Below are 11,298 nucleotides of genomic sequence, written 5' to 3'. Positions count from 1 at the left end.
TCTTCGCCTCTATGTCAAGCTAGTTTTTGTCCGTTTTTTGACCCATGAAACTCTAAACTCTAGGTAATAAATACTCTCCCGTTTCCTTCCAGGTTTCCTTTAAACTCATACCGCTAGCGGTAATCAGGCAGTGTATGTGGGGATGTAAAGTTAACTGCCTCCCCCATGTATGCAGTGCCATAAGCATCCCAGGGATTACTCCGTGGTATTCTTTACTGGACATTAATTCAAGCAGTGTGTCTTTACTCGATAAAAACAGTAAATCTGTAAACTTTTCCTCGTTGTATTGCCATAATGGCAAATACTCGTGAGGTATAGTAAAGACCACATGGAAGTGCTCAGTATCGAATAACTTGCGACGCTGGTGGTCAACCCACTGCAAGCGTTTTCTCCCTGAACAAAGAGGGCAAATTCTATGTCTACAGGAATGATGCTGTTTCGTTATGTGATTTTGCTTGCAACGATAATAACTACTATCCATTGCTTTTGTTCGACACTCCTGTATCGAGGAGGTAGCCTTTAGGTTTTTTAGGGGTTGGGCAGTTGTTGATAGATAACCACTGTAAGCAGAAAATATATTTTGCAACACACGGTTATGCATTTTTAAAATGCCTCTTATACTCTAAGGATGGCACCACACCCGCGTAGCGGGTTTGTACAACATTTATATAGTGATCATCATGACCACTATTATCCTGATTACTATTTCGAATAGCAATTCCGCGCCAGAAGCTCAAAATCCGTATTAAAATTAAGCCATTACACATATCTGGCACAAAAGTACAAAACAGAAAAACGATCATCGTGACCACTATCCCAGAATATACCACCTTACGTAATTCATTGTATTTGCTAATTTTCTCGAAATGTTTTCCCCACTTGTCAAAATAACGATCACGATGACCGAAATTCAAGCTCTTATCTGGTCATATTTCCTACAATTTCGTAGAGATACCAAGCATTTGAAAGCCATCAGATACATGCCTTCCCGATACCCATACACCAACGCTCGCCTGGATTAATGAGCCTCCTGCGAATCTTTGTACAAGCAAGGTATTTGATTTACAAAACTGAGCAAGTCGACTGGCACTTTGATAAGGGCTTATTTCGCGTTAATCACACACGCCACCGGTAGGGACATGGCAGTATAGGGTTAAATAACTGGCTAAGTTACTTGACCACAATAATGTAAATAAACAAGCATCAAAAGCTTTGAATGCAACGGGATTTCTACCTAAGGGCGCCACTAAAAATTACTATTTTGCTGCCTGCCCATAGCAAATAATGAGGACTGCGGGGCGATAGATTAATGAAAATGCATTTTTTTGAGATGTCTATAAGTAAATTTATGAGCAATCATCTGGATGCCCTCAAATCTGAAAGCAGCTATTCCCCCCCTTTTATCTGCCATTAATTTTCAGACACAGAGTAGCCATAGCAGTATTCGATCAGCTTACAGGCACTAGGTAGCTTGCCTTGCTGCCTCGCTAATGTATGAGTTTAACCTCAGGACCTGGAAGCCATAACGAAGGAGTGAATCGCTCTTAATGCCCCACCAAGCAGATCTGGAAAACTGAGATTATTCAAAAGCTCCTTACTTTACATTCACCCCCACATTGAAATTTTCGCCACCAGCACCTAAGTTACGCCAATATTCCGTCAGTCAAAAGCCCATGAATTACTACCTAACATTGAAAACTCTGCATATCCTCTGTGCAATTATTATCCTTGGCACTGGGACGGGTATTGCATGGTATACCCTGCGCGGCTGGCTGTCTGGTGACTCGCAGGTACTCCGTTGGGTAAGTCGGGAAACTGTAACTGCCGATTGGATCTTTACCGGCAGTGCCGTGCTGGGATTATTGGGTAGCGCCTTCGGGATGCTAGTAATTAACCCAGTCTGGATGCAACAAGCCTGGTTGCAAATTGCTGGGGGCCTCACTGTGGCTGTGTTCCTGCTGTGGTTGCCGGTAGTGTATCTGCAATACCAGTTACGCCTACATGCAGACAGCGAACCCTGCCAGAAGAAGACCGGGAAAATCATGCGCGCCTGGTGTTTGCTGGGGGCTGTCGCATTTCCACTAACTGTAGCTATCGTCTATTTAATGGTAGCCAAGCCGGCTTTATAGGCTAAAGTGCCCAAATCATGATTAAGTGGCACCCGATCACCAGCCAGGTCACCCTGCTGCGGGTGCGAAAATACTGTTCGCGCCCGGGTAAATTTGGATTCAGTCGCGCCTCCATCCAGGCAACAAAAGCAAAACCGATAGCCAGAACAGGAAGCCCCCAAGAAGTTTGGTATAGCAACATCCCTACCCACCCAAATAAAGCTACCAGGTTGCTGAGTAACACCAGGGCAGTTCGGCGTGGATGGCCTGGGCGATTCAGTGCCCCACCCCACCATATACCACTGAGGAAGCTGAGAATAACCACGCTATATGCGGAAAAAAACAGGCGCCCATCAATACCCAACAGTGATATATCCAACAACTGCAGTAATATGCCAATGATAAAAGGAGTAAGCCCCAAATACGCCAGGGCATCAAACAGGCGGGTATCCACTACAGGGTGCTGATAGCCATGACTATCCATGTCGTCTAAGCTTCCTGTTCAGTCCGGTAAAAAGTTTCCAGTTAGAACAAAAAGTTTAGTGGCACGAGATCAGGCTTATGGAAAAAGAGCACAAAGTCGACGTCAAACAGGCACTACGGGTCTTCGATCGGGCCACCAAAGAGGGACAAAAAGAAGCCGATGGCTGGCATTTCCAGGGGCTGACATTGAGCACCGACTTTGATGGTTATACGGTTTTTATCAATTCACCCAAGGTAAAACTCACCGTCTTTTTCCATAACAAGTATTCCGTAGACTACGAAAACAGCAAGGATCTTGGGGAGTTTCTAAAACTAATTGCCAGACTCGACAATAACTGAACTTCAGTGGCCCACCTGCTCCGGCACCCCGCTGTGAAAGCGGAACTCACCATCGCTACTCTGAACCAGCTCCCTCTCCACTTGCAATAGGGCCTGCACACGGTGCTCAATATCTTCGCCCGCAGCCTTCTTGGCAAGATGCAGATAGTCACGGAAATGGCGGGCCTCCGACTTCAACAGAGACAGGTAAAACTTCTGTAGCTCTTCATCCAGGAAAGGGGCAATCTTGGCAAAGCGCTCGCAGGAGCGCGCCTCAATAATCGCACCACAAATTAAAGTATCGACCAAACGACCCGGCTCAGTAGTGCGCACTTCCGCGCGCAGGCTCGCCGCATAGCGGGAAGCGCTTACATGGGGATAGGCAATGCCACGCTTCTCCATGATGGCCAGCACCTGCTCGAAATGGCGCAACTCTTCGCGAGCCAAGCGCGACATCTTGTTCAGCAGCTCAAAGTCATTCAGGTAGCGGAACATCAAGTTGAGCGCAGTGCCCGCCGCTTTCTTTTCACAGTTCGCGTGGTCAACCAACATCATTTCAGGCTCGGCCAGCGCCGCTTCAATCCAGGCATCCGGAGTTGAGCACAGCAGGAATTCGTGGATAGCGGAAAGGTCGGGGGCTTGGGCACTCATAAGATAGATATTCAACTGGAGTAAATCACTTGGCGCGGGATTATAGCGGCCTGCTCAAAGAAACGCAGGCTTATCCGTTAAGTCATCTTTTACTCCCTCTACTGTTGACCACAGCCGGCACCGGTAGGAGGTGCAAATTGGTGGCCTGCTCAGGCTATCTAGATTGATAACGGTTTATTAAGTGAATTAATATGAAGCTTTTACAGACCCTAAAAACGATACCAATGAAAGATCACCGCGAATTGGCTCGCACAATCGGCCCTTTACTGGAGCAGCTCCACAGCAGCGCAGGGAAACTGCGCGAATCCCTGGAGCAACTACAAAGTGCAGGCAAACCCTGGCAGCATTACCTGTTGCAACCCCAGTTCGCACAGGAGACAGCCCAGGCTCTGGGGCAAAGTTTCGAGCGGCCATTTTCACTGGCCGGCGCTCTCTATGCCCAGCTGGATTATGCAGAGCCACTGGGTTCTGGTAGCGATGCCCGTGCAACCCTGCAACTTCCCGGTCTTCTCGCAGTGCCACAAAAAACATTGGAGCTGGCACGGCAGCTTAACAATCATAAAGAGAGCTTCAGTGCGGCTATCGCCGATTTCCGGGCAGTACTTGGGGAGCGACCAGTGGCAGAGAGAGATCGCACGGTGCGCGAGGTATTGGCCGATGCCGGCTTCCCCCGCGCCCACCTGCGCCAATGCTATCGGCTGGTACTGCTTTGCGCCAAACGGCCCGATGCCATTACCCTCTCCTGGATAAAGGCACGTAAATCGATTCGCAAGGTGAGTGTGAAGTGGTGTGAAAAGAAACTGGTACAGTTGGACCCGCTAGGGTCTGATCCCGGTATCCAATACCAGCGGCAACTACTCGCGGGCCTGCACAAGAGCCAACAGGACGATCTGCGCCAGGTACAGATACAGAGCCGTCCCAACCTTCAGGTGGCAGAGATTTTTTATAGCCATGAACCTGGAGAAGAAGATGAATACCACCAAGTTGGTTATTCATCCATGCCGATCCTGGTGGAGGCAAATGAGGCCGGACAGCTGCCAGAGTTTACCCGGGTAGATCACCAGCCCAGCCTGAGTCGGCGCCGCCAAAGGCGTGATCTGGCACTCTCTACCGAGGCATTCCTACCTGCACTGCGGGTATTCTTGCGGGTGCAAAGGTAAAGTCCTGGGAGGCCGCTTTTTCATCTTTAGAAACTATAACGATCTAATAGAAAACCCAGCTCTCAGTTTCGCTACAAGTACTACTTGAACAGGCCGGGAATTTTCGAGAAGTACTACCACCCCACCATGCAATATCAGCCCTTGATAACACCAGGAGCGACAAAACGCTGGTAGTAGGCAACTGATAAAGCGTAAAAATCCTCATCAATACGCTGGCGTACCTCTACCAGAGGCACGCCACGTGCCGGGGGCGTCGGGCTCAGGCCGTATTCTCGTAAATCATTAATTTGGCTGGCGCCCGCACGCAACAATTCGAACACCCAGCAATAAGGGCTCTGGCTGCCATCAAACCGGATTTGTTGATGACGCAGCTGCGCCACAAAGCGCTTTTCATCAACAATCTCTAACTGGCTGCGCACCGCATTTACCAAATAGCCCTCACGGCGCTCGGCAATAATACGGCGCTGCTCCTCGGTATAGGCATTCCAGTCGATCACTTCGTGGGCAAATCGCTTACAGCCTCGGCAAACATCGTCGCCTATTCCCGTTGAGCAAACCCCAATGCAGGGCGTGCGGACTTTTTTGTACATCGATTAACCAGTTGCAGCCATCCAGGCCCCCATGGCCTGGATCAATATTGCGCGTAGACTATTTTGTTTCGACCGGCAAGAAAAGTGTTAAGACGTTTACTACCATACCTACTAAAATTCACTCTATTAATAGTCGTAATTCACTTAAATTATTGATTTTTCGATAAACTTAACAGCAGTAAGGCTTTCCTGTAGTATTCGCCACCCGCCTTCAGCGGCCTCGAAAAAAAAATCCCAGCAGCCTGTGATGCATAGACTGGGAACTACACCCGCTGTTGGTGCCACCCCACACACCGAGAGGGACTTATCCGTGCTTGAAGCCTATCGTAAACACGTCGCAGAACGCGCCGAACAGGGCATTCCACCGAAGCCGCTCGACGCCGAGCAAGTAGCTGGCCTGGTTGAGTTGCTGAAAAATCCGCCAAAAGGCGAAGAACAAGAATTAGTTGAGCTGCTCACTCACCGCGTACCGCCAGGTGTTGACGAAGCAGCTTATGTTAAGGCCGGTTTCCTGTCCGCCATTATCAAAGGCGAAGCAGAATCCCCGCTGATCGACCGCAAGCACGCTGTAGAGCTGCTGGGCCAGATGCTGGGCGGCTATAACATCCACACCTTGGTTGAATTGCTGGACGACAAAGAGCTGGCTGAGCTGGCTGCGGAACAGCTGAAGGGCACCCTGCTGATGTTCGATGCCTTCCACGATGTGGAAGAAAAAGCCAAAGCCGGCAACGAACACGCCAAAGCAGTACTGCAATCCTGGGCCGATGCCGAGTGGTTCACCAAACGCAACAAAGTGCCTGAGAGCATCAAAGTTGCCGTATTCAAGGTAACTGGCGAAACCAACACCGACGACCTGTCCCCGGCACCCGATGCCTGGTCCCGTCCGGACATCCCCCTGCACGCGCTGGCCATGTACAAAATGAAGCGCGATGGCCTGGAGCCGGAAGAAGCTGGCGTTACCGGCCCGCTAAAGCAAATTGAAGAAGTGAAAGCCAAGGGCCTGCCCGTTGCCTTCGTTGGCGACGTAGTGGGCACCGGTTCTTCCCGTAAGTCCGCCACCAACTCCGTACTCTGGTATTTCGGTGAAGAAATGCCGGGCGTACCCAACAAGAAAGGTGGCGGTATTTGTATCGGCGGTAAAGTTGCCCCAATCTTCTACAACACCATGGAAGATGCCGGCGCGCTGGTATTCGAAGCTCCCGTTGACGAACTGGGCATGGGCGACGTTATCGAGATCCGCCCATACGACGGCAAGATCCTGGCGGAAGACGGCAAAGTACTGTCTGAGTTCCAGCTGAAGTCCGACGTTCTGCTGGACGAAGTTCAGGCTGGTGGCCGTATCAACCTGATTATCGGTCGCGGCCTGACCGGCAAAGCCCGTGAAGCCCTGGGCCTGGCGCCCTCTGAGCTGTTCCGCAAGCCTGAACAGCCCGCCGACACCGGCAAGGGTTACACTCTGGCGCAGAAGATGGTTGGTAAAGCCTGTGGCGTTGAAGGTATCCGTCCGGGCACCTACTGCGAGCCGAAAATGACTACTGTAGGCTCCCAGGATACCACTGGCCCCATGACCCGTGACGAACTAAAAGACCTGGCCTGCCTCGGCTTCTCCGCCGACCTGGTGATGCAGTCTTTCTGTCACACTGCGGCCTACCCCAAGCCCGTCGATATCGACACCCAGCACACCCTGCCGGACTTCATCATGAACCGCGGTGGTGTTTCCCTGCGCCCGGCTGACGGCATCATCCACAGCTGGCTGAACCGTATGCTGCTGCCGGACACCGTAGGTACCGGCGGTGACTCCCACACCCGCTTCCCCATGGGTATCTCCTTCCCGGCAGGTTCCGGTCTGGTAGCTTTCGCTGCCGCAACCGGTGTTATGCCGCTGGATATGCCCGAGTCCGTTCTCGTGCGCTTCAAGGGCGAAATGCAACCTGGCATTACCCTGCGTGACCTGGTACACGCCATTCCTCTGTACGCCATCAAGCAGGGCCTGCTGACCGTAGAGAAGAAAGGTAAGAAGAATATCTTCTCCGGCCGCATCCTCGAGATCGAAGGCCTGGAAAACCTGACGGTAGAGCAGGCTTTCGAACTGTCTGATGCCTCCGCCGAACGCTCCGCAGCTGGCTGCACCATCAAGCTGTCTGAAGAGACCATGTCTGAGTACCTGCGCTCCAACATCACTCTGTTGCGCTGGATGATCGCTGAAGGTTACGGCTCCAAGCGCACCCTGGAGCGCCGTGCGCGCGCCATGGAAGAGTGGCTGGCCAACCCGAAACTGATGGAAGCGGACGCCGACGCGGAGTACCTGGAAGTCATCGAAATCGACCTGGCCGAAATCAAAGAGCCGATCGTTTGTGCCCCGAACGACCCAGACGACGCTCGCCTGCTGTCCGACGTAGCCGGCGACAAGGTAGACGAAGTCTTTATCGGCTCCTGTATGACCAACATCGGTCACTTCCGCGCTGCCGGTAAGCTGCTGCAGGAACACAAAGGTGGCATTTCCACCCGTATGTGGATCGCTCCGCCCACCAAAATGGACGAGCACCAGCTGATGGAAGAGGGTTACTACAACATCTATGGTGCATCCGGTGCCCGCACCGAAATGCCCGGGTGTTCCCTGTGTATGGGGAACCAGGCACGTGTAGCCCCAGGCAGCACCGTGCTGTCCACTTCCACCCGCAACTTCCCCAACCGCCTGGGCGACGGTGCTAACGTGTACCTGACCTCCGCCGAACTGGCTTCTGTGGGTGCCATTCTGGGTAAACTGCCGACTCCGGCCGAGTATCAGGAATACGCGAAGAACCTGGATTCCATGTCCAGCGAAATCTACCGCTACCTGAACTTCGATCAGATTGAAGACTTCCAGAAGTCTGCCGAAGAAGGCAAGCGCATTGCTGCTACTGAGATTCAAGACGTTGCAGTTTAAGCAATAGCCCTATCTCCTTAAAAGCCCTGCCAATTGGCAGGGCTTTTTTATCGTCGCTATTAAATGCTGTCCACTGCCTCCTAACGAAAAAAAACAAGATTCAATAAGGCAAAGCGGGCCATATCCCCCCTTAGGCTGCTTGCCCCTTACCGTCGATCCGCAAATAACAGCCAGAGAAAAATACTCAACATCACCATGTGCGTGTTTGCAGGAAATACTCCGCCTGGAGCATTCGTAAGGAACCATTGCATCAAAAGTAGTGATCAAACCAAGCTACTGGGCAGGTAGAAGAAATACAGAGAGGGAAATGGGAAACTATCGCGAACAGAAGCACTTTCAATTCCAGAACCAAAAACCGCTCGAGTTACTAAAAGGGGGAAGGGAAGAATACACTGCGCTCGGGACCGTATGAGGCATGGATGCCGAATACGAGCTTACAAGGATGTATTCACAGCGCGTATCGAGTACAGTGCATTCTTTCCTTCTGCCCCAATAGTATTGCTATTACAGAACTACTCCCCACCAAATCAGCGTACCATCGTTTTTTTGAAATGACCGAGTACATGCTATAAAACTAACGTTTAAATATACGCGTAGTACTCCCCTTAAAATAGAATAAAGAAACAAAAAATCCAGCAAGAGTAATAAAACCGTCAACCATAAAGGCCGAACGAATGCCCGTGGCAATATCCGGCGCTAGGGACAAAATAATAGCGTTAAACCCAAGCCCGAATGCTCCGCCAAGAAATCGAAACATATAGATTATTGCCCCTGCAAGGCTTGACTCACTAGAATCAACCACAGTCATAGCCGCAGTAACAATAGCGGGGCTATAAACACCAAGACATATCCCAATCAACAGCAATCCAGGAACAAGATAAATATAATTCACTTTCCCACTCAAGCTAGCCAAGCAGAAAAGCCCCAAGCTCATACCTAACGCTCCTATACAGATTAATACTTTCTTCCCTACCCTCTCATAAAGAAGCCCAGAAAAAAAAGCAAAAGTCCCAGAAGCAATCATCATTGGTAATAAAGCAACTCCTGCCTGAAGCGCCGTGAATTTGTAGACCTTAATAAGCAGAAGCGGAATATAGACAAGAGTTTCAAAAAAGGCGACTGCAACAAGTAATACGCTCAGTCCAGCAGCCATAAAACTCTGATTCCTTACCAGATCAACAGGAATAAGCGCATTATTTTTTGCCCAACGCTCAGCGGCAACAAATAAGAAAGCAGTTAGTAGCGCAAAAACCAATAACAAGAGGAATAATGGATGCTCAAGCCCATACTGAGCGAATATATCCATTCCCAGCAAAAAGAAAAATAGTGAAACGGAAAGTGTAATCACACCAACATAATCAACTTTATTGTGTTCCCCGACACTCATTTCTGCGGGATATTTTTGCCAACAAAGGCAAGCCGTTAACAGTGCCAAAGGTATATTCATAAATAAGATCCACCGCCAACTTAAATATTCAGAGAAGAAACCACCTATCACAGGCCCACAAGCCGCTGCAAAACCAAGTGCAGCCAAAGTAAAGCCACCAGCTAATCCGGCCCGCTGACCGGGCAAAAGGTTGTAGGCCATCCCCAGTATGGCCGACCATATCAAAGCCCCACCGAGCCCCATTAATGCGCGGGATGTAAGCAACACCCAAGTTTCCAATGCCAGTCCCCCAGCAAGTGAGGAAAGAGCAAAAATCGCTATCCCTGTAAAAAATATGTTTTTACGCCCATAAATATCTGCAAGGCGACCACTGGTGACTATCAACACCCCATAAGCGAGAGAATACGCATTTACCACCCAATGAACTGCGGTAATATCTATCGAAAAATTTTCCGCTATTCTCGGCAACGCTGGAGGAAATGCTGTAAAGTCACCCGCCACAAGAAAAACCGCCAAAAAAAGAACAAAGAGTCCCCAATAGTGCTGGCCTGACAGAGGTCTATTACAGGTTGTCATCGGTTGCTTCTTCACCTCAATAATTTGGAATTGCGCTAGTAAATCGACAGTGCTCTTTGGCACCGCTAAGATCAATCTGCCCTCCAAAAAACTTCATTGAAGTAAAAACATTGTGCCCGAAACCCCTTCAACGTATGGGATAGCATCTATTACCCCGCCAAACTAAGAAGTTAACGGATTAACGCGCCACAAAGATATTTTAACTGTTGCTTACAAGCCGGCGAAAGCCTGTTTAATAACAGCAGATTCTCACATTAGCGGGAGCGTTACACGGGCAATAATGGAAGAGACTCGATATAAAATTAACTAAAAATGTGCTGGGCTCTAAACTTGTACTCCGAGCACGAAGTGAGAGCTTCTGTTATATCTTGTTGAACACTTAGGAGTCTATCTTTTACCAGGCGAAAATTGTTGATGAAGTTGCAGATAACTTTTTAGAGACTTACTACTGGGTCAGAAGGAAAGAATACACTGCACTCGATATGCGCTGTGAATACATCCCTGTAAGCTCGTAATTGGCATCCATGCCTCATACGGTCCCGAGCGCAGTGTATTCTTTCCTTCCCCCCTTTTTAGTAATATCAGAGGTCAAGTCTCCATCCTTGATATCGGATGCTGTTACCCCAAGCATTGGATCAAAGAGGGAGCCCTGTACCACTCTAACATCCTCCACGCCCCTTATTGTTGGATCACCGTCAGCCGGTGGTGTCGGTGTCTGACCATGAATATACCAACCATAATCTTTGATGAGTTGTTTCCCATAGGGCTGCCCTGAAGCGTTGGTACCCAGATCCCAGTAAGCGACCCTGTCATCACACCACGCAGAGGCTGACCTTCCGCCGCCAGCTGGTCAAAGGCAATATAAAGATCCTGGAGATTTTGAATAAATCCAGTCGCTGCAGCATCGATATTAGCCTTGATACCGAATACTAACTTGTCATGTGCAATTTTATGGACACCACGAGTGTCATTTGAGAGATAATCAGACATGTAATAAATCCTAGATTGCCAACATAAGTGACACACGCTTGCCCGCCAGAAATTCTAGCGGACTCAAGTAATTTAATACCTTCCTTGGGCGGGTGTTGATTCGGAATAC

10 protein-coding genes are annotated in these 11,298 nt (G+C 49.7%); 4 read left to right on the top strand and 6 right to left on the bottom strand.

The window, feature by feature from the left end; translation table 11 throughout:
• Positions 1-52: 52 nt before the first annotated feature.
• A complete protein-coding gene (locus ACCI49_RS21640) occupies positions 53-601 on the bottom strand; it encodes an IS91 family transposase (RefSeq protein ID WP_371841313.1) in 549 nt (182 codons plus the stop codon).
• A 1,072-nt stretch (positions 602-1,673) separates the two neighbouring features.
• Between ACCI49_RS21640 and ACCI49_RS21635 the strand changes: the two genes are divergently transcribed.
• Positions 1,674-2,129, top strand: coding sequence for a DUF2269 family protein (locus tag ACCI49_RS21635; protein ID WP_371841312.1), 456 nt, complete (start codon positions 1,674-1,676; stop codon positions 2,127-2,129).
• A 1-nt stretch (position 2,130) separates the two neighbouring features.
• On the opposite strand, the gene ACCI49_RS21630 is transcribed toward ACCI49_RS21635, so the two are convergent.
• Positions 2,131-2,592 (bottom strand): DUF3429 domain-containing protein, encoded by a 462-nt coding sequence (locus ACCI49_RS21630; protein ID WP_371841311.1) that lies wholly within the window; start codon positions 2,590-2,592, stop codon positions 2,131-2,133.
• 77 nt (positions 2,593-2,669) lie between these two features.
• Between ACCI49_RS21630 and ACCI49_RS21625 the strand changes: the two genes are divergently transcribed.
• Positions 2,670-2,930 carry a DUF3081 family protein gene (locus ACCI49_RS21625; protein WP_371841310.1) on the top strand — a complete coding sequence of 87 codons (261 nt, stop codon included), beginning with the start codon at positions 2,670-2,672 and terminating at the stop codon, positions 2,928-2,930.
• Between the two features lie 3 nt (positions 2,931-2,933).
• On the opposite strand, the gene ACCI49_RS21620 is transcribed toward ACCI49_RS21625, so the two are convergent.
• Positions 2,934-3,560, bottom strand: a complete 627-nt coding sequence (locus tag ACCI49_RS21620) for a MiaE family protein (RefSeq protein WP_371841316.1) — start codon at positions 3,558-3,560, stop codon at positions 2,934-2,936.
• A 191-nt stretch (positions 3,561-3,751) separates the two neighbouring features.
• Between ACCI49_RS21620 and ACCI49_RS21615 the strand changes: the two genes are divergently transcribed.
• Positions 3,752-4,720: a hypothetical protein gene (locus tag ACCI49_RS21615; RefSeq protein WP_371841309.1), complete on the top strand. Its 969-nt coding sequence runs from the start codon at positions 3,752-3,754 to the stop codon at positions 4,718-4,720.
• A gap of 134 nt (positions 4,721-4,854) precedes the next feature.
• Here ACCI49_RS21615 and ACCI49_RS21610 read toward each other — a convergent pair whose 3' ends face one another.
• Positions 4,855-5,310 carry a DUF1289 domain-containing protein gene (locus ACCI49_RS21610; RefSeq protein ID WP_371841308.1) on the bottom strand — a complete coding sequence of 152 codons (456 nt, stop codon included), beginning with the start codon at positions 5,308-5,310 and terminating at the stop codon, positions 4,855-4,857.
• A gap of 310 nt (positions 5,311-5,620) precedes the next feature.
• On the opposite strand from ACCI49_RS21610, the gene acnB reads away from it, so the two are divergent.
• On the top strand, positions 5,621-8,236 hold the full coding sequence (gene acnB / locus ACCI49_RS21605) for a bifunctional aconitate hydratase 2/2-methylisocitrate dehydratase (RefSeq protein ID WP_371841315.1): 2,616 nt from the start codon (positions 5,621-5,623) through the stop codon (positions 8,234-8,236).
• A gap of 574 nt (positions 8,237-8,810) precedes the next feature.
• Here the strand turns inward: acnB and ACCI49_RS21600 are convergent.
• Together ACCI49_RS21600 and ACCI49_RS21595 are read right to left on the bottom strand one after the other, a co-directional pair.
• Positions 8,811-10,274, bottom strand: a complete 1,464-nt coding sequence (locus ACCI49_RS21600) for an MFS transporter (RefSeq protein ID WP_371841306.1) — start codon at positions 10,272-10,274, stop codon at positions 8,811-8,813.
• Positions 10,275-10,877: 603 nt separating this feature from the next.
• Positions 10,878-11,189, bottom strand: coding sequence for a hypothetical protein (locus ACCI49_RS21595; protein WP_371841304.1), 312 nt, complete (start codon positions 11,187-11,189; stop codon positions 10,878-10,880).
• Positions 11,190-11,298: the final 109 nt, after the last annotated feature.

Source organism: Microbulbifer epialgicus (assembly GCF_041447265.1).
Taxonomy (GTDB): Bacteria; Pseudomonadota; Gammaproteobacteria; order Pseudomonadales; family Cellvibrionaceae; genus Microbulbifer; species Microbulbifer epialgicus.
The sequence above is the reverse complement of the archived record's forward strand: the minus strand, read 5'-3'. Positions and strand labels throughout refer to the sequence as shown.